This window comes from Rhodococcus maanshanensis NBRC 100610 (assembly GCF_001894865.1).
Classification (GTDB): domain Bacteria; phylum Actinomycetota; class Actinomycetes; order Mycobacteriales; family Mycobacteriaceae; genus Rhodococcus_G; species Rhodococcus_G maanshanensis.
Window position 1 is genome coordinate 1 of the sequence record NZ_BCXA01000052.1, and the last position, 18,210, is coordinate 18,210.

The 18,210-nt window shown below is 69.5% G+C and carries 20 protein-coding genes; 7 read left to right on the forward strand and 13 right to left on the reverse strand.

Translation table 11 applies throughout. From position 1 onward, the window contains the following. Positions 1–608: PIG-L deacetylase family protein (locus tag RM1_RS22260; RefSeq protein ID WP_072753836.1), on the reverse strand; the 608-nt coding region annotated here is incomplete at its 3' end. A 45-nt stretch (positions 609–653) separates the two neighbouring features. Beyond that, a complete protein-coding gene (locus RM1_RS26485) occupies positions 654–827 on the reverse strand; it encodes a hypothetical protein (RefSeq protein WP_169310579.1) in 174 nt (57 codons plus the stop codon). Positions 828–1,053: 226 nt separating this feature from the next. On the opposite strand from RM1_RS26485, the gene RM1_RS22265 reads away from it, so the two are divergent. From RM1_RS22265 to RM1_RS22275, 3 genes are read left to right on the forward strand one after another with little or no spacing between them, the layout of a single operon-like run. Continuing rightward, positions 1,054–1,659, forward strand: coding sequence for a biotin transporter BioY (locus tag RM1_RS22265; RefSeq protein ID WP_072753837.1), 606 nt, complete (start codon positions 1,054–1,056; stop codon positions 1,657–1,659). A gap of 8 nt (positions 1,660–1,667) precedes the next feature. Beyond that, positions 1,668–2,348, forward strand: a complete 681-nt coding sequence (locus tag RM1_RS22270; RefSeq protein ID WP_072753838.1) for an energy-coupling factor ABC transporter ATP-binding protein — start codon at positions 1,668–1,670, stop codon at positions 2,346–2,348. Beyond that, positions 2,345–2,950 (forward strand): energy-coupling factor transporter transmembrane component T family protein, encoded by a 606-nt coding sequence (locus RM1_RS22275; protein ID WP_072753839.1) that lies wholly within the window; start codon positions 2,345–2,347, stop codon positions 2,948–2,950. The genes RM1_RS22270 and RM1_RS22275 overlap by 4 nt, the downstream gene beginning before the upstream one ends. Here RM1_RS22275 and pspM read toward each other — a convergent pair. The 5 genes from pspM to pgsA all read right to left on the reverse strand — a co-directional run bounded on the left by pspM (position 2,947) and on the right by pgsA (position 6,448). After that, positions 2,947–3,711 (reverse strand): phage shock envelope stress response protein PspM, encoded by a 765-nt coding sequence (gene pspM, locus RM1_RS22280; protein ID WP_072753840.1) that lies wholly within the window; start codon positions 3,709–3,711, stop codon positions 2,947–2,949. The genes RM1_RS22275 and pspM overlap by 4 nt on opposite strands. A gap of 107 nt (positions 3,712–3,818) precedes the next feature. Beyond that, on the reverse strand, positions 3,819–4,652 hold the full coding sequence (locus tag RM1_RS22285) for a PspA/IM30 family protein (RefSeq protein ID WP_072753841.1): 834 nt from the start codon (positions 4,650–4,652) through the stop codon (positions 3,819–3,821). A gap of 188 nt (positions 4,653–4,840) precedes the next feature. Continuing rightward, on the reverse strand, positions 4,841–5,218 hold the full coding sequence (locus RM1_RS22290) for a helix-turn-helix domain-containing protein (protein ID WP_072753842.1): 378 nt from the start codon (positions 5,216–5,218) through the stop codon (positions 4,841–4,843). 91 nt (positions 5,219–5,309) lie between these two features. Next, complete coding sequence (locus RM1_RS22295) at positions 5,310–5,810, reverse strand: CinA family protein (RefSeq protein ID WP_072753843.1); 501 nt, start codon at positions 5,808–5,810, stop codon at positions 5,310–5,312. Beyond that, complete coding sequence (gene pgsA, locus RM1_RS22300) at positions 5,807–6,448, reverse strand: CDP-diacylglycerol--glycerol-3-phosphate 3-phosphatidyltransferase (protein ID WP_083576900.1); 642 nt, start codon at positions 6,446–6,448, stop codon at positions 5,807–5,809. Before pgsA ends, RM1_RS22295 begins: the two co-directional genes overlap by 4 nt. A 147-nt stretch (positions 6,449–6,595) precedes the next feature. On the opposite strand from pgsA, the gene RM1_RS22305 reads away from it, so the two are divergent. Continuing rightward, a complete protein-coding gene (locus RM1_RS22305) occupies positions 6,596–7,120 on the forward strand; it encodes an amino-acid N-acetyltransferase (RefSeq protein WP_072753844.1) in 525 nt (174 codons plus the stop codon). A 32-nt stretch (positions 7,121–7,152) separates the two neighbouring features. Continuing rightward, positions 7,153–7,440 carry a YciI family protein gene (locus RM1_RS22310; protein WP_072753845.1) on the forward strand — a complete coding sequence of 96 codons (288 nt, stop codon included), beginning with the start codon at positions 7,153–7,155 and terminating at the stop codon, positions 7,438–7,440. Between the two features lie 75 nt (positions 7,441–7,515). Here the strand turns inward: RM1_RS22310 and RM1_RS22315 are convergent, their stop codons facing one another. From RM1_RS22315 to RM1_RS22325, 3 genes are all read right to left on the reverse strand, one after another. Continuing rightward, positions 7,516–8,499 carry a TerC family protein gene (locus tag RM1_RS22315; RefSeq protein ID WP_072753846.1) on the reverse strand — a complete coding sequence of 328 codons (984 nt, stop codon included), beginning with the start codon at positions 8,497–8,499 and terminating at the stop codon, positions 7,516–7,518. A gap of 202 nt (positions 8,500–8,701) precedes the next feature. After that, positions 8,702–11,368 carry a DNA translocase FtsK gene (locus RM1_RS22320; RefSeq protein WP_174562991.1) on the reverse strand — a complete coding sequence of 889 codons (2,667 nt, stop codon included), beginning with the start codon at positions 11,366–11,368 and terminating at the stop codon, positions 8,702–8,704. Between the two features lie 61 nt (positions 11,369–11,429). Then, positions 11,430–12,362 (reverse strand): LysR family transcriptional regulator, encoded by a 933-nt coding sequence (locus RM1_RS22325; protein WP_072753847.1) that lies wholly within the window; start codon positions 12,360–12,362, stop codon positions 11,430–11,432. A gap of 123 nt (positions 12,363–12,485) precedes the next feature. On the opposite strand from RM1_RS22325, the gene RM1_RS22330 reads away from it, so the two are divergent. Beyond that, positions 12,486–13,724 (forward strand): MFS transporter, encoded by a 1,239-nt coding sequence (locus RM1_RS22330; RefSeq protein ID WP_072753848.1) that lies wholly within the window; start codon positions 12,486–12,488, stop codon positions 13,722–13,724. Here RM1_RS22330 and RM1_RS22335 read toward each other — a convergent pair. Then, positions 13,721–14,344 (reverse strand): TIGR03085 family metal-binding protein, encoded by a 624-nt coding sequence (locus RM1_RS22335; protein ID WP_072753880.1) that lies wholly within the window; start codon positions 14,342–14,344, stop codon positions 13,721–13,723. The two genes, RM1_RS22330 and RM1_RS22335, sit on opposite strands and share 4 nt — an antisense overlap. Before the next feature lie 80 nt (positions 14,345–14,424). On the opposite strand from RM1_RS22335, the gene RM1_RS22340 reads away from it, so the two are divergent. Then, positions 14,425–15,189: a sulfite exporter TauE/SafE family protein gene (locus tag RM1_RS22340; RefSeq protein WP_083576901.1), complete on the forward strand. Its 765-nt coding sequence runs from the start codon at positions 14,425–14,427 to the stop codon at positions 15,187–15,189. 70 nt (positions 15,190–15,259) lie between these two features. Here the strand turns inward: RM1_RS22340 and RM1_RS22345 are convergent, their stop codons facing one another. Both RM1_RS22345 and dapA read right to left on the reverse strand, forming a co-directional pair. Beyond that, positions 15,260–17,269 carry a ribonuclease J gene (locus RM1_RS22345; protein ID WP_072753850.1) on the reverse strand — a complete coding sequence of 670 codons (2,010 nt, stop codon included), beginning with the start codon at positions 17,267–17,269 and terminating at the stop codon, positions 15,260–15,262. Further along, positions 17,266–18,171 (reverse strand): 4-hydroxy-tetrahydrodipicolinate synthase, encoded by a 906-nt coding sequence (gene dapA, locus RM1_RS22350; RefSeq protein WP_072753851.1) that lies wholly within the window; start codon positions 18,169–18,171, stop codon positions 17,266–17,268. The genes RM1_RS22345 and dapA overlap by 4 nt, the downstream gene beginning before the upstream one ends. Between the last annotated feature and the right edge of the window lie 39 nt (positions 18,172–18,210).

An 18,210-nucleotide genomic window follows, 5' to 3' on the forward strand; every position in this document is an offset into this window, starting at 1 on the left:
GGGACGTCGCTGAGTGCCTGTAGGTACCGGCTGTGTTCGGCGAGCGAGGCCACCGCGGTGTCGACCGTGGCAGTGACGTCGACGGCATGGGTTGCCCCGATCATGACGTTGACCGCGACCCATCGCACGCCCGTCCACCGCGGTTCGGTGAGCTCGGGAAAGATCCACTCGTTGGCCGCGTCGGACACCGCGTCGAGCACGCTCTGCCCGAGCGCCCGATGATCGGCGCTGTTGAGGAAGCCCGGGCCCCAGGTCTCACGATGATTCATGGTGAGCACGAACTCGGGCCGGTGCCGCCGGATCGCGGCCGCCAGAACGCGTCGCAGCTCCAGCCCCTCCTGGAGCCTGCCGTCGTGGTGGCCGAGGAACTCGACCTCGCTGACGCCGACGACGGCCGCCGAGCGGCGTTCCTCCTCCTCGCGCAGCGGCCCGCAATCGGCGGGCGGCAGGCCCGCGATGCCCGCCTCGCCGCTGGTCGCGAGGACGTACCGGATGTCCTTGCCCTGACCGGTCCAGCGGGCCACCGCGGCGGCGGCCCCGTACTCGATGTCGTCGGGGTGGGCGACGATGACGACGCCCCGCTTCCAGTCCTCGGGAATCTGCTCCATGCGCCTCAGCATGCCCGGCCCCGGCCGGTACCGCGCGGCGCCGCGCTAGAGCCGGGTGACGTCCTTCGTGTCGCTGTCGGACATCGCCTTGAAGAGCAGGTACAGGCCGAACACCACCGCACCGACGACCAGAACCCAGAACAGCCCCTTGACCAGCGCGCCGACCACGGCAAGCGCGATCCAGACGAGGGCGACAATACCTACGATCTTCCAGAACACCGGGTTCTCCGTTCGCTCGCTCCGACCGCCACACTTGACGGCCCGATGCGTCCAGCCTGGCAGGACTCGACCACAAAAGCACCAGCTCAGAGGCAAGATCAGGGAAAGATCAGGGTGATCCCCTAGAGCGTCGCGGCCGCGGCGGTCCGGGTGAACCACCGCGGGTGCGCGCCGCTGGCATAGGCTCACCGGGTTGTCCCCGTACTCGCAAGGAGCTCGACCGCTCGTGTCTACACGCACCGCAGGCGCACCCCGCAACACCGCTCGTGACCTCGCCCAGGTCGCGGTGTTCGCCGCCCTGATCATCGCCCTCGGGCTGCCCGGCACGATCACCATCGGCTCCTCCGGCGTCCCCATCACGCTGCAGACGCTGGGTGTGATGGTCGCGGGCGCGTTGCTCGGGCCCCGCAAGGGCGTCCTGACCGTGCTCACCGTCATCGTGCTCGGCCTCGCCCTGCCCGTGCTCGCGGGCGGCCGGACCTCGCTCACCTCCCTGTCCAGCGTCACCGGCGGATTCCTCATCGGCTGGATTCCGGCTGTCGCGCTGATCGGCTGGCTCACCGTCAAGATGCTGCCCCGCTACAACGTCTTCATCGGCATCGTCATCAACGCGCTCGGCGGGATCGTGGTGATTTACGCCTTCGGCATCGCGGGCATGATGCTCCGCAGCGACCTCACCTTCTGGCAGGCGCTGAGCGCCAACGGCACTTTCGTCCCCGGCGACCTCCTCAAGGCCGTCATCGCGGCGGTCGTGGCCGCCCAGGTTCACCGCGCCTACCCCGCGCTGCTGACCTCGGCGACACCGGTCCGCACGCCCGTCGACGCGGCCTAGTCGCACCGATGCCCGAGATCCGCTTCGAGTCCGTCGCGCACCACTACGGTGAGCGCGCCGTCCTCGCGGATGTCGATCTGGTCCTGACCGAGGCGCGGATCGGGGTCATCGGCGCGAACGGCAGCGGCAAGTCCACCCTGGCCCGGATGATCAACGGCCTGGTGACGCCGAGCAGCGGCCGGGTCACGGTGGACGGTCTCGACACCGCGCGCGAGGGCCGCAAGGTGCGGCGCAAGGTCGGCTTCGTGTTCACCGACCCGGACCATCAGATCATCATGCCGACGGTCGCGGAGGACATCGCGTTCTCCTTGCGCCGCAGCTCGATTCCCGCCGCCGATCGCGCCACCCGAGTCGCGACGGTGCTCGAGACGTTCGGGCTGGCCGGGCATGCCGAACACCCGACACATCTGCTCTCCGGTGGCCAGAAGCAGCTGCTGGCCCTCGCCGCGATCATGGTGACCGAGCCCGAGCTGATCGTCGCCGACGAGCCGACCACACTGCTCGACCTGCGCAACACCCGGCTGGTGGCCGAGACCTTCGCGGCGCTACGCCAGCAGGTCATCGCGGTGACCCACCAACTCGACCTGCTCGGCGATTTCGACCGGGTGCTGGTGATCGATTCGGGCCGGGTGGTCGCGGACGGCGCCCCGAACGAGGCGATCGGCTTCTACCGGCGACTGATCGGATGACCACGCTCGGCATCTACCACCCGGGGGCCTCGCTGCTGCAGCGAGCGCCCGCCGGGGCCAAGCTCGCGGGTCTGGTCGTGGCACTGATAGCGCTCGCGGCGGCGGTGCGGTCGCCCTGGCAGCTGATCCCGGCCACGGCGCTGGTCGTGGCCGGCTTCGCGCTGGCGCGGATCCCGGTCCGCCTCGCGCTCGCACAACTGCGCACGGTGCTGTGGATGCTGACGTTCGTCGGGGCGTTCCAGGTGATCTTCACCGGCTGGCGCCGAGCCTTCGTGGTGTGCGGGGTGCTGCTGCTGTCCGTGGCACTCGCCGCCCTGGTCACGCTGACCACCAAGGTGATGGACATGCTGGACGCGGTGGCGCGAATGCTGGCGCCGCTGCGGCGGTTCGGTGTCAACCCGGATCGGGTGGGACTGGTCCTCGCCATGACCCTCCGGTGCATTCCCCTGCTCAGCGGCCTCGTGTCCGACGTGACCGAGGCGAGAAAGGCCAGGGGCCTTGGGTTCTCGCTGCGCGCACTCGCGGTTCCCGTCGTGGTGGGCGCGCTGCGGACCGCCGATGCGATGGGCGAGGCACTGGCGGCGCGCGGGGTCGACGACTAGACGCGGTGCCTGCGCCTGATCGCCTCGATCTCCTCGAGCGCCCCGGCCCATCCCTCCAGGCGATCCGATGCCGAGAGCATCTCGGACCGCTGCCTTTCGAGGGCCCCGAGCGAATCAGCCGTGGCGGGCACCGTCATCTTCGCCACCGAGGCGAGGAGCTCCTCGTACTGTTCCACGCCCGCCGACAGCCGGGCGGCCGTGGCGTCGATCGTGTCCCCGAGCTGCAGCCCGGCCGTGGTCGAACCCGCGCGCTCCATCGCGATGACATCGTCGGCCACGGCGAACAGCGCCTCGGCGGCCGACGCCGCGGTGTCACCGATCTGCTCGATGTCCTCCTCCGCGACGACGGCGGACCTGGTGAGCACCCCCAACAGCTCCTGCAGGCCGGTCTGCGCACCGAGCAGCCGGCCGACCGGCTCGCGGGCCGCCGACCCGACTGGCGGCAGTGCCCGTCGCACCGGGGTGCGCGCGGGCAGCGGAATCCCGTTGAGCCGCCGATAGGTTCGCCATGCCGCGACCGCCGGAACCGCGAACAGTGCGGTGGCCCCGCCGCCCACGATCAGCGACCACTCCGGCGCCGACGCCGCGACAAGGCCGACGGTCCCCACCGCCGAGGCACCCGAGACCGCCCCGTACCGCACCCGACGCCGGTTGGCGCGGCGCCGCTTGCGGAGCAACTTCTCGCGGGGATCGGACCATTTCCGCACGGCCGACGCCACCGACCCGCTCACGGTGCGGGCGACCTCGCCGGCAGCGACCACACCGGCGCCGTTCGCCGCGGCTGCGAAAAAGGAAGCGGCCGAACGGGAATCACTTCCCGATCGGCCGCGCCTCGAACTCGTCATCTCACCCTCGTCGGACCACGCGACTACTGCGCGGCAGGTCCCGCGGCATCCGGCTTGGCCGCAGGGGTGGCGGGAGCAGCAGGGGTGGCGGGGGCAGCCGCGGGGGCCGCCGTGCCGCCGGCGGGCAGCGCGTCGCCCTTCATCGAGGCCCGGATCTGCTCGAGCCGGCTGTGCCCGGCCATCTGGATGCTGGCCTGTTGGACCTCCATCATGCGACCCTGCACCGAGTTCTGCGCCAGCTCGGCCGAGCCGAGCGCATCCGCGTAACGACGCTCGATCTTGTCGCGGACCTCGTCCAGGTTCGGGGTGTTGCCGGGCGCGGCGAGCGTGCTGTCCATCGAGCGCAGCGAGTCGCTGACCTTCTCCTGCATCTTGGCCTGCTCGAGCTGGCTGAGCAGCTTGGTCCGCTCCGCGACCTTGGCCTGCAGGGCCATCGCGTTCTGCTCGACGGCCTTCTTGGCCTGGGTGGCGGCCTGCAGCGACTGATCGTGCAGCACCTTGAGGTCCTCGACGCCCTGCTCTGCGGTGACGAGCTGCGCGGCGAACGCCTCGGCGGCATTGGTGTACTGGGTGGCCTTCTCGACGTCACCGGCCGTGGCGGCCTGATCCGCCAGCGTGACCGCCTGACGGGCATTGGCGTTGAGCTTCTCGACCTCGTCGAGCTGACGGCTGAGCTTCATCTCCAGCTGGCGCTGGTTGCCGATCACCGACGCGGCCTGCTGGGAAAGTGCCTGGTGCTGACGCTGCGCGTCCTCGATCGCCTGCTGAATCTGAACCTTCGGGTCGGCCTTCTCGTCGATCTTCGCATTGAAGAGCGCCATCAGGTACTTCCATGCCTTGACGAACGGATTAGCCATGGGTTGATCCTGCCTCCATTTGATGCGCCGCGCGATGCGCGACCCGATGCGCGACCGTCACGCACCGGAACACGGGCACTGCCCTACCTGCTGGTCGGACCCCACCAGTCCAGCACTGGTGGTCACACACAAATCTATCGGTTCGGACGGCCGCTGACATCTCAGCCACGGTCCGATGTGTCGAAAACTTACGCAGCGGCGAGCGCGGTGGCGTTCGGCGCCGGGATGACCATGCGGGTGTCCTCGGCGATCCGAGGTGAACCGCCCGTCACAGCGGAGCTCGCGCTCGCGGTGGCCACCTTCGGGTCCATCGGGGCGCCACGGTCGACGGCGGAGTCCGACAGCGACTCACTGACGTCGTACAGAACCTCGGACAGGGGCACTTCGAGGGCATCGCAAATGGCCGCCAGCAGCTCGCTGGAGGCCTCCTTGCGCCCGCGTTCCACCTCGGAGAGGTAGCCGAGGCTCACGCGCGCCGTGCCCGAGACCTCACGCAGCGTTCGGCTCTGCGAGACCCTCGCACGCCGCAGACTGTCACCGATTGCTTCACGCAACAGCACCGCCATGTGGCTCCTCCTTCATCTCCGCCCAACAGCTTGTTCAACGCCCGAGGGATCCGAAATGGTTCCCGGTGGCCGCGACTTGAGCAAACCGAGCCTATCCCGCCGGGGCCGCGCGCATGTGGACTAGGAGTGCCGACACGGCGGATCGGACCGCTCCGCTGCGAATCGCCCACCGGTCACCGGCGAGTTCGAGCCGCTCCGCCGAGACGCCGTCGGGACCGGCGATGCCGAGATACACCGTGCCGACCGGCTGCCCGTCCTGCGGGTCGGGCCCCGCGACGCCGGTCAATCCCACTCCCCAGTCGGCCCCGCACCGAGCCAGCGCGCCGACCGCCAGCGCCCGGGCCGTACTCGCGGCCACCGGACCGTCCGATGCCAGGACCCCGGGATCGACGCCAGCGAGGCCGGCCTTGAGATCCGTCGCGTACACCACCAGCCCGCCGCGCAACACCAGGCTCGCGCCCGGAATCCCGGCGATCGTGGCCGCGAGCAGCCCCGCGGTCAGCGACTCCGCGGTGGCGACCGTCTGGCCCCGCGAGGTGAGTGCGGACACCAGATCGGCCGCCTCGGTCCCGGCGACCAGAGGGTCGGTCATGACCCGGGTTCGTGTGGGTGCACGCCCGCCCTGAGCCGGACCGCCTGGATCACGTAGTCCAGACCGGTCGCGACGGTGAGGAAGACCGCCAGGCCCATCGCGATGGCGCTCGCCGTCGCCCAACCTGCGGGCAGCGGCAGCAGGTACATGCCGATGGCCAGGGATTGCACCAGGGTCTTGAGCTTGCCCCCTCGTCCCGCGGGGATCACGCCGTGCCGCAGGACCGCGAACCGCATCAGGGTGATCCCGAGTTCGCGGGCCGCGATGATCGCCGTGACCCACCAGCTGAGGTCGCCGAGCACCGACAGGCCCACCAGCGCGGCACCGATCAGAGCCTTGTCGGCGATGGGATCGGCGAGCTTGCCGAAGTCGGTGACCAGTCCGTACTTGCGCGCGAGTTGGCCGTCGATCCGGTCGGTGATCGCGGCAACCGCGAAGACGATCGTGGCGATGATCCGCCAGAAGGTCGAGTGTCCACCGTCCATGAACAGCGTCACCAGGAATACCGGGACCAGGACGATGCGGAGCACGGTGAGGATGTTGGCGATGTTGACCACGGGCACGGGCTTCTCGTGCGGCACCCCGCCCTGGACCGGAGACACCTCGGTCCCCGCGTCCGGATGCCCGCCGGACGCCATCTCGTCGTGCGACTGCGCGGTCACCGGGCCATCACCAACGCGGCGCGCGACGCCACCCCGTCGAAGGGGGTTTCGTCGCGGAGGCTGTCGAGTGGGGCGGGCACATGGCTAAGAATATCGGTTGGACCCATGACTACTCTGCACCACATGACCTCTGGGCCCATCACCTCCGATCCGGACGCTCCGACCGTCCGCCGCGCGCGAACCTCCGACGTGCCACAGATCAAGCGCCTGATCGACATCTACGCGGGCCGGATCCTGCTCGAGAAGAACCTGGTGACCCTCTACGAGGCCGTTCAGGAGTTCTGGATCGTCGAACTCGACGGCGAGGTGATCGGTTGCGGCGCACTGCATGTCCTGTGGGCCGACCTCGGCGAGGTGCGCACTGTCGCGGTCGATCCCAAGGTCAAGGGCCGTGGCATCGGCCACCTCGTGGTCGCGCAGCTCGTCCAGGTCGCACGCGAGCTCGAGCTCGGCCGCGTATTCGTGCTCACCTTCGAGGTCGACTTCTTCGGAAAGCACGGTTTCGTCGAGATCGAGGGAACCCCGGTTACCGCGGAGGTGTACGGCGAGATGTGCCGCTCCTACGACACCGGCGTGGCGGAGTTCCTCGACCTGAGCTACGTGAAGCCGAACACCCTCGGCAACACCCGGATGCTCCTCACCCTCTAGACCCCGCCCACCCCTCCCGAAAGCGAGCCCTCATGCCCATCGTCGCCGTCGAGTACACCTACAGCGAGGCCACCGCCGCCGCAAGGGACGAGGTCCGGCCCGACCACCGCGCGTGGTTGTCCGGACTCGTCGACAGCGGCGTCGTGCTGACCACGGGGCCGTTCGCGGACGGCAGCGGCGCGCTGATCCTGGTGGCGGCCGACGACGTCGCGGCCGCGCGCTCGCTCTTCACGAACGACCCCTTCGCGAGGGCGGGCCTCGTCGAGGCCGCACGGTTCACCGAATGGGTTCCGGTGATGGGCCAGTTCAGCGACCGGTAGCGGCGCACACGACGACGCGGCCCCGGCACCTGTCCTCGGTGCCGGGGCCGCGTCGGGTTCAGTGGGTGTCGACCGTCAGGACTTGGCCGCGGTGTTGCGGGTCTTGAGCAGGCTCGCCACCGCGGTCACCACCAGTACACCGAGGATCACGAGCAGCGAGAGTCCCGTGGAGATCTCGGGGACGCTCACGTGCTCGCCGCCGTTGATGAACGGCAGGGTGTTCTCGTGCAGGGCGTGCAGGACCAACTTCACGCCGATGAAGGCGAGGATGATCGACAGCCCGTAGGACAGGTAGACCAGGCGCTCGAGCAGACCGCCGATCAGGAAGTACAGCTGCCGCAGGCCCATCAGCGCGAAGGCGTTCGCGGTGAACACGATGTACGGCTCCTTGGTGAGGCCGTAGATCGCGGGGATCGAGTCCAGCGCGAAAAGGATGTCGGTGAAGCCGATCGCGACGAGCGCGAGGAACAGCGGCGTCACCAGGCGCTTGCCGTCGATCTTCGTGGTCAGCCGGTCGCCGTCGAACTCCTCGGTGGTGGGCAGGAACCGCTTGGCGATCGCGATGATCTTGCTCTCGCGTTCCTCCTCCACCTCGGCCTCGTGCCCGGCCTCCTTGATCAGCTTGTACGCCGTGTACACCAGGAACAGGCCGAACAGGTAGAACACCCAGCTGTAGGCGTTGATGGCCGCCGCGCCGACGGCGATGAAGGCGCCGCGCATCACCAGAGCCATCACGATGCCGATCAACAGCACCTTCTGTTGGTACTGACGGGGGATCGCGAACGTCGACATGATGATGACGAACACGAACAGGTTGTCGACCGAGAGGGCCTTCTCGGTGACGTATCCGGCGAAATACTCACCGCCGTAGGTGCCGCCCCAGCCCCAGATGATCACGAAGCCGAACAGGATCGCGATACCGATGTAGACCGCCGACCAGAAGGCGGATTCGCGGAAGGTGGGCTCGTGGGGGGTTCGCACATGCGCGAAGAAATCGAATACGAAGAGCCCGAGGATCACCAATATGGTGACGATCCAGATGAGCGGAGTGACATGCATCAGCCAACGACCTCCGGTTGCCGATAGGTAGGGCACCGGAGGTCTCTCCCGCCGACGGTGCAGTCGACCGGCAACCCCGGAGCGGCAATGGTGCCGTTCGTGCTGACGAGGCTGCCACAGAAGTGGGGGATACTCCCCTCCAAGGCTCGTTCATTCAACCACAAATCGGCGGGCCCGCCGGTCCGGCGCGGGCCCGGCCGACTCAGTCCTCGGGCTCGGACTCCGGGTCCCCGCCGCGGATCGACCAGAGCAGCCCGTCCAGCTCGTCGGGCTTGATCAACACCTCGCGGGCCTTGGAGCCCTCGCTTGGACCGACCACTCCCCTGGTCTCCATCAGGTCCATCAGGCGACCCGCCTTGGCGAAGCCGACCCGGAGCTTGCGCTGCAGCATGGAGGTGGATCCGAACTGGCTCGTGACCACCAGCTCCACGGCCTGCAGCAGCACGTCCATGTCGTCGCCGATGTCGGGGTCGACGTCCTTCTTGTCCGCCGCCTTCGAGGCCGTGACACCCTCGGTGTACTCGGGCTCGGCCTGGTTCTTGGAGAAGTCGACGATCGCGGTGATCTCTTCATCGGTGATGAAGGCGCCCTGCAGACGGGTCGGCTTGCCCGCCCCCATCGGCAGGAACAGCGCGTCGCCCATGCCGATCAGCTTCTCCGCACCCGGCTGGTCGAGGATGACCCGCGAGTCCGTGAGCGAGGAGGTCGCGAACGCAAGGCGCGAGGGCACGTTGGTCTTGATCAGGCCGGTGACCACGTCCACCGACGGGCGCTGGGTGGCGAGCACGAGGTGGATGCCTGCCGCGCGCGCCTTCTGCGTGATCCGGACGATCGCCTCCTCCACGTCCCTCGGCGCGGTCATCATCAGGTCCGCGAGCTCGTCGACGATCGCGAGGATGTACGGGTACGGCCGGTAGACGCGTTCACTGCCGAGCGGCGCCGTGATCTCCCCAGACCTGACCTTCTTGTTGAAGTCGTCGACGTGCCGGACCTTGTTGGCCTGCATGTCCTGGTAGCGCTGCTCCATCTCCTCGACCAACCACGCCAGTGCGGCCGCCGCCTTCTTCGGCTGGGTGATGATCGGCGTGATCAGGTGCGGGATGCCCTCGTACGGGGTCAGTTCCACCATCTTCGGGTCGATCAGGATCATCCGGACCTCGTCCGGGGTGGCCCTGGCGAGCAGCGAGACCAGCATGGAGTTGACGAAGCTGGACTTACCGGAGCCAGTCGAACCCGCGACCAGCAGGTGCGGCATCTTCGCCAGGTTGGCGCTGACGAAGTTGCCCTCGATGTCCTTGCCGAGGCCGATCACCAGTGGGTGGTGATCCTTCCGGGTCGACGGTGCCGACAGCACGTCCGCCAGCCGCACCATCTCCCGGTCCGAGTTCGGCACCTCGATACCCACCGCGGACTTGCCGGGGATCGGCGCGAGCAACCGGACGTTGTCGGTCGCAACCGCGTACGCGATGTTGCGGGCCAGCGCGGTGATCTTCTCGACCTTGACGCCGGGGCCGAGCTCGACCTCGTAGCGGGTGACCGTCGGGCCGCGGGTGAAACCGGTGACCGCGGCGTCGATCTTGAACTGCTCGAGCACCTCGGTGATGGCCTCGATCATGGTGTCGTTGGCCGAGCTGCGGGTCTTCGGCGGGTCGCCCTCGATCAGCAGCGACGTCGGCGGCAACGTGTAGTCGCCCTCGATGACGCGGTCCGGGATCAGCATCGCGGGCGTCGCGTCCTCGGCCTCGGCCGGGGCCGGGGCCGGGGCAGGCTTGGGCTTCGGTCGCGGACGGGCCGGGGGCACCGGAGCGGCGGGCGGCGCCGCGATGACCTCGGTGACCGCCTCGTTCGCGGTCTCGTCGATCGGATAGTTCGTGGCCGGTCCGCCGCCGTCGTCCACGGGATACCCGTCGGCATCGAACAGCGCCGGGTCGAAGTCCGTTGGGTCCTGGCTCGCCCGACGGGATCGGCGTGCCGGTCGCAGGTTTCGCAGGTCCTCTAGATCGTCGTGCCCCTGGTCCCCGTAACCGTGGTCGTAGCCGTCCTCGGGGTCGTACGGCTCGTACTCGTCGCCGTGACCGTGCACGCCGAACAGCGCCCGCATCCGCTCCGGCACCTCACGCACGGTGGTGCCGGTGACCAGCAGGACGCCGAACCCCATCGCCAGGATCAGCAGCGGGATGGAGAGCCACATGGTGAGGCCGTCGGTCAGCGGTCCACCGATGACATACCCGAGGAATCCCGCCGCGCCCGCCCGGCCCTCGGCATCGACGGGCGCCCCGCTGATGACGTGCCACACGCCGAGTGCGGGCAACCCGATCAGCAGCGAACCGAGGATCAGCCGCGGCCGCACCTCCGGGTGCGGTTCCGAACGCATCAGCACCACCGCGATCGCGCCCGCGAGGATCGGCAGCACCGCGCCCGCACCGCCGAACAGCGCCCGCACTCCGGTCTCGAGCCAGTCACCGACCGGGCCACCCGCGGCGAACCACATGGCGGCCGCGACGACCACGCTTCCCGCGACCAGTCCCAGCGCGATCCCGTCCCGGCGATGACCGGGCTCGATGTCGGCGGCCTTGCTGACCGTCCTTGTCGTCGCGCCGACACCGCGCGCCATCAGAGCCCAGCCGCGGCCCAGCCCGCGCCCGGCCGCCTTGAGCGGGCTCACCGGCGGCTTCGCCGCCGGCTTGCGCCTGGCCGCCTGCGCGTTGCCGCGCGGCGCCGTCGGCTTGCGCGGGGTGGTCACCGTCTTGGTCGTCCGGCCACCCGACCGCCCCTTGGAACCGCCCGACGCCGACGATCCTGCGCTCGCGGAGGACCGCGGCGAGGATGATGCGCTCTTGGTAGTTCGGGTCCCGGTCTTACCTGCCATGCACGTCAGGTTAGTCGCTGCGGCCCCATCAGGACCATCCGCAACACCCGCAACAGGGCTTTTAGCGTCGGGTCGTTGCCCAGGACGGACGCCAGGTCGCCTCCGGAAGCGGCGTCAGGCTTCCGAAGTGGTCGATGATCGCCCGTAGCCCGGGGTGAGGGGTTCTGGGGAGGACCAGCGAGAGCGGGTACGCGATCGTCGGATTCACGATCGGGATGCGGCGCAGGTCGTGGTTCGTCGGCCAGATGTACCGGTCGCGCGCCCCGACGAGGGTCGCCACGTCCGCGGAGTCCGCGAGGGTGTCCAAGAGCACTTCATCGCCGAAGTGCGGGCCCGCGGCGTCGATGCGGAGGTCGAATTCGGTGGCGAGCTGATCGTAGAACTCCGACCATTCGCTGCCGGCCGCGATGCCCGGCACCCAGATCCGATGCCGGCGCAGCTGCGGTGGCGTCAGCGTTCGCGCGGAGGCGAGGGGATGTCTCGGGCCGACGAGGAGTTCCAGCGGCGAGTCGAAGGCGTGGATCATGTGCACGTCCCGCGGCAACGTGGCCGGATCGGTCACCGTGCGGAACGAGGCGTCGATCTCGCCTGCCTCGACGGCGGCAACCGCCACACGCGGGTCGTTGACCTTGAGGGTCACCACGTCGAGGTCGGTCTCGGGATGCGAGCGCCAGTAGTCGTGCAGGACAACGGCCTGCGCGGATCGCAGGCCGAGGACGTCGATCCGAAGGGCCCGCGAGCCAGGTCTGATCGCGGTGATGGCGCGCTCGACGCCCGTGACGATGCTTCGTGCGTGCGGAAGAAACGCCTGGCCGTCGATGGTCAGCTCGACCCCGCGGGCGGTCCGGGTGAACAGGCGGACCTGGAGCTCCCGTTCCAGGGCCGCGATCCGCTTGGAGACGGCCTGTTGCGTCACGCCCAGCTCGTTGGCCGCGTGTTGCAGCTGGCCGAGCTCGGCCGCGCGGACGAACGATCGCACTGCCTCGGTATCCATTCGACCACCGTAGGTGTGCCCAACCGATCGTTGTGGCTCGCCGGGGAGCCGGTTGTTTGATCGTGTGCCGACACCGCTGCTGTGATTCCGCGAGCAAACCATCGGTTGTCACGAAGGAGTCGCATGCGCGCGCAACTGGGACGGGACTACGGCCTGCTGTGGTCGGCCTACGCCGTCAGCACCTACGGCACATGGATCGCCTTCGGAGCCTTCCCACTCATCGCGGTCGAGGTGCTGCACTCACCGGCATTCGCCGTCTCGCTGCTCGAGGCGGCCGGGCTGACCGTCTCGGCGATCGTTGCGATCCCGCTCGGGACGTGGGTCGAACACCGGGCCAAACGGCCGGTGATGATCGCGACGGACCTGGCCCGGTTCCTCGCGATGGCGAGCGTTCCGATCGCGTACTTCCTCGGTCTGCTGAGCTATGGCCAACTTCTCGCCGTCTCGGTCGTCTCGGGAACCTCGAGCATCGTCTTCACCGCCGCCTCCGGCGCGTACCTGAAACACCTCGTCCACAGCGACCACCTCCTCGTCGCGAACGGGAGATTCGAGGGCACGAGCTGGGTGGCGACCGCGGCGGGCCCGCCCCTCGGCGGAGCGCTCATCGGGCTCCTCGGCCCGGTCGTCACCGTCGCCGCCGATGCCCTCAGCTTTCTGCTGTCCGCGGTCGGGGTCCTCCGCATCCGGGGCGACGACGTCGCAGCGCCCCGCGAGCCGGTCACCGGGCGGAGCGCCACCGATCTTCTCGGCGGCTGGCGATTCATCCTCCACGACCCCGCGCTACGGCGCCTGTTCCTCAACTCGATCCTGGTGAGCGGCCTGATCATGGCCACCGTTCCGCTCCTGGCGGTCCTCCTGCTCGGCGAATACCGGTTCCCCGCCTGGCAATACGGTCTCGCCTTCGGCATCCCGGCGCTCGGGGGCCTGGCGGGTGCCCGCCTCTCACCACGCCTCGTGACCCGCTACGGCAGGCACCGGGTGATGGTCGTCTCCGGTCGGCTGCGCTCGATCTTCCCGCTCGGTCTCGCGTTCACCCAACCCGGCATCGCCGGACTCCTCACGGTCATCGTCGTCGAGGGCCTGCTGATCACCTGCATGGGCATCTTCAACCCCATCAACGCGACGGAACGCCTGCAGCGCACTCCAGCCGATCACGCCGCACGAGTCCTCACCGCATGGAGTGTCAGCAGCAAACTCGCCCAGGCCACCCTCGTGGTGATCTGGGGCGTCCTCGCGACGCTCACCAGCCCGCTGACCGCGATCGCCATGTCCGGCGTTCTCCTGCTCGCCACCCCACTGCTGCTGCCGAAGCAGGCACACATGCCCGAACCGGCGGTCGCGGCGGCCGCCACCTACATCTAGATGCCGCGATCGAGCGACATCACACCCTGGACCGCCTGATCGGGGCCCTCGGCCTCGATCAGGACCGCGTCACGTCCGAAGGCGTGCAGGGCGAGCTCCGCGGGGTCGCCGCGCAGCACCACGGTCTCGCCGTCCGCGCTGCGCACCGTGGCCCGTTTCCCGTCCGGACGCTCCAACACGACCGAGCACGTCGCTTTTCGATACGCGCGCCTGCCCATCCGTCGGGCCAGCGCCCACAGCGGACCCGCCCAGGCCGGATCGAGGGACCTGGGCGCCCAGTCCTCGCCACCGCGTCGCACGTCTTCGTGGTGGACGAACATCTCGGCCAGGTTCAGCTGCTCGTCGAACGGCCGCATCAGGGACCACACGGGCGGACCCGTCCTGATCTGTTCGAGCAGGTCCTCGAAGGACCCGCCGGCAATCGACGCCTGTACCCGCTCGGTGTAACCGGACAGGGCGGAGACCATGATGCCCGCGGCCGCATCGGGCCGTCGTTCGCGCAGCACCAGGTGCGCGGCCAGATCCCGGACGGTCCACTGGCCGCACAGCGTGGGCGCGTCGGGCCCGAACTCGGCCATCGTGACCACGAGCGCCAGGCGCTCGTCATGGGCCAGTTTCATGGCCGCCACGCTACTGCCGAGCGGGCCCGACCGCGCGCTGACACGCACCCAGTACCGTCCCTTCGGTGCCCATCACCGAGATGATCGTTATCGCCCTCGCCGGTTTCGGAGCGGGAGCGATCAACGCCCTCGTCGGCTCGGGAACGCTGATCACCTTTCCCACCCTTGTCGCGTTCGGTTATCCGCCGGTTGTCGCGACGATGTCGAATGCGGTCGGCCTGGTTGCGGGCGGCGTCTCGGGCACCTGGGGATACCGCCGCGAACTCCGCGGCCAATGGGACCGGCTGCGCTGGCAGATCCCGGCGTCGCTCGCGGGAGCAGGCCTCGGCGCCTGGCTGCTGCTCCATCTGCCCGAGAAGGCGTTCGTCACGATCGTGCCGGTGCTGTTGGTGCTCGCGCTGTTCCTGGTGGTCGCCGGTCCGCGGATCCAGGCCTGGGCCAGGGAGCGGGCGGAGGCGCAGGGCCGGACCGCCGGGCACGTCGGGCCGGGGCGGATGGCGGCGCTGACCGCGGGCACCTTCGCCGTCGGTGTGTACGGCGGCTACTTCACGGCCGCGCAGGGAATCCTGCTGGTGGGCGTGATGGGCGCCCTGCTGCCGGAGTCGATGCAGCGGATGAACGCCGCGAAGAACCTGCTCTCGCTTCTCGTCAACCTCGTCGCCGCCACGGCGTACACACTGGTGGCCTTCGACCGGATCAGTTGGGCTGCAGCGGGACTCATCGCCGTCGGATCACTGGTCGGCGGAACCGTCGGCGCCCGGTACGGCCGGCGGCTCTCCCCCAACGCGCTCCGGGGGGTCATCGTCGCCGTCGGCCTGATCGGACTGTGGCGACTGCTGTTCTGACACCACTACGCGCGGGCCGGCCCGGTGATCGAACCGGGCCGGCCGTCGCGAGAGGTTCTCGGCGCGGTGGCTAGACGCCGATGACGGTCGGCACGATCATCGGCCGACGCCGGTACTTGTCCGCCACCCAGCGACCGACCACGCGCCGAACCGCCTGCGCGATCCGATGGGTGTCGGTGATGCCCTCGGCCGCGAGCCGGGCGAGTTCCGCCTCGACGAGCACGGCGGCCTCCTTGAGTGCCGCCGGATCGTCGGAGAAGCCGCGACCGTGCACCACGGGGGTACTCACGGCCTTGCCGGTATGCGTGTCGACGGCGAGCGAGATCGAGATGAAACCGCCCTCGCCGAGCACGAGGCGGTCCGAGAGGGTCGAGTCACCGACATCGCCGACCGAGAGTCCGTCCACGTAGACGTGTCCGACCGGGACGCGACCGACGATCTCCGCGAGGCCGTCGACCATGTCGACCACGACGCCGTCCTCGGCCAGCACCACCCGATCCTCGGGCACGCCGGTCGCCTTGGCCAGCGCGGCATTGGCCCGCAGGTGGCGCCACTCGCCGTGCACCGGCATCGCGTTGGTCGGCCGGACCGCGTTGTACAGGTACAGCAGCTCCCCCGCCGAGGCGTGACCGGAGACGTGCACCTTCGCGCTCTGCTGCGTGACGACCGTGGCGCCGCGCTTGGCGAGACCGTTGACCACCGCGAACACCGAGTTCTCGTTGCCCGGGATCAGCGAGGACGCCAGGACCACGAGGTCGTTGGCCCGGACGTTGATCTGCCGGTGCTCGCCGCGCGCCATCCGCGACAGCGCCGAGAGCGGCTCGCCCTGCGACCCCGTCGAGATCAGCACCAGCCGATCGTCGGGCAGGTTCGCCGCGGTGTCGATGTCAACCACGACGCCGTCGGGAACGGACAGGTAGCCGAGGTCCTGCGCGATCTGCATGTTCCGGACCATCGACCGCCCGACGAACGCGATCCGGCGGTTGTAGCGCACCGCGACGTCCACCACCTGCTGGATGCGGTGCACGTGGCTGGCGAACGACGCGACGATGACGCGCTGCTTCGCCTTGCCGATGACGTTGTCGAGCACGCCGCCGATCTCACGCTCGGGGGTCACGAAGCCCGGCACCTCGGCGTTGGTCGAGTCCACCAGGAACAGGTCGACGCCCTCGTCGCCGAGCCGCGAGAATCCGGCGAGGTCGGTGAGCCTGCCGTCGAGCGGCAACTGGTCCAGCTTGATGTCGCCGGTGTGCAGCACGATGCCCGCGGAGGTGCGGATCGCGACGGCGATCGCATCGGGGATCGAGTGGTTGACCGCGAAGTACTCGCACTCGAACGGCCCGTGCTGGGTGCGCTGGCCCTCGATGACTTCGATCAGGTTCGGCCGCTGCCGGTGCTCGCGGCACTTGGCCGCGACCAGGGCAAGGGTGAACTTCGAGCCGATCACCGGCAGGTCAGGACGCAGGCGCAGCAGGAACGGGATCGCGCCGATGTGGTCCTCGTGGCCGTGCGTGAGCACAACGGCCTCGACGTCCGCCATCCGGTCCTCGATGTAGTTGAAGTCCGGCAGGATCAGGTCGACACCCGGCTGCTGGTCCTCGGGGAAGAGCACACCACAGTCGACGATCAGGATCTTGCCCTGATGCTCGAAGGTGGTCATGTTGCGGCCGATCTCGCCGATGCCGCCGAGCGCGACGACACGCAGGCCACCCCGCGGCGCCTTCGGCGGCAGGCCGAGCCGTTCGGTCGGGTCGACGCCGAGGCGGCCGTCCGGGCGCTGCCCGCCGCCCGCGTTCTTCGGCTGACGCTGCGGACGTCCCGATCCGCCCTGCGACCGGGACTTGGGGGCGTTGCCACCCTGCGACTTGGCGGCGGCGCCCCCCTGCGCCTTCGCGCCACCGCGGCGACGCTTGGGTGCCTGTTCCTGGGCCGCCGGTGCCGACTCGGCCTGCGGCTGCTGCTGCGCCTGCTCGGGTGCGGGGGCGGGCGCCTGCTGCTGCGGGGCGGCCTCGGGTGCCGCGGCGGGGGACGGGGGTCCGGCCTGGCGGCTGGCGCTGCGACGGCGCGGCGGACGGGTCATGACAGCACCCCTGCCGCGCGCAGATCGGCCGCGAGGACCTCGACCTGCTCCGGGCCGGGCGGCACCTGTGGCAGTCGCGGGTCACCGACGTCGATGCCCTGCAGTCGCAGTCCGGCCTTCGAGGCCGAGACGCCGCCGAGACGGCCGAGCGAACGGATCAGCGGGAGCAGGCTCACATTGATCTCGCGGGCCCGGTCGTTGTCGCCCGCCAGGAACGCATCGCGCAGCTCGCGCAGGCGCTGTGGGGCGAGGTGACCGATCACGCTGACGAAACCGGTGGCACCAACGGAGAGCCACGGCAGGTTCAGCGGGTCGTCGCCGGAGAAGAACTGCAGGTCGGTGTTCGCGATCAGCTCGGCACCCGCGTTCAGGTCGCCCTTCGCGTCCTTGACCGCCAGGATCCTCGGGTGCTCCGCGAGCCGGTAGATCGTCTCGGTCTCGATCGGCACCACCGAGCGCGGCGGGATGTCGTAGAGCATCACGGGCAGGTCCGTCGCGTCGGCGACCGCGGTGAAATGCGCGAGCAGGCCCGACTGCGGCGGCTTGGAGTAGTACGGGGTGACGACGAGCAGTCCGTGCGCGCCCGCCCGAGCGGCGTCGCGCGCCAGCTCGACGCTGTGCGCGGTGTCGTTGCTGCCGGCGCCCGCGATGATCTTGGCCCTGCTGCCGACGGCGTCGATGACCGCGCGCATCAGCTCGAGCTTCTCGTTCTCCGTGGTGGTGGGAGATTCACCGGTGGTGCCCGCGAGCACCAACCCGTCGCAGCCGCCGTCGACGAGGTGCGTCGCCAGCCGAACGCCCGCATCGACGTCCAGCTTCCCGTCGCCGGTAAACGGGGTCACCATCGCGGTCAGGATGGTGCCGAACGGATGCTCGACGGGGGCGGATTCACCGTTGGTCATGGTCAGAAGGTTACCCGGTGCCCAGGTGAAGATTGAACA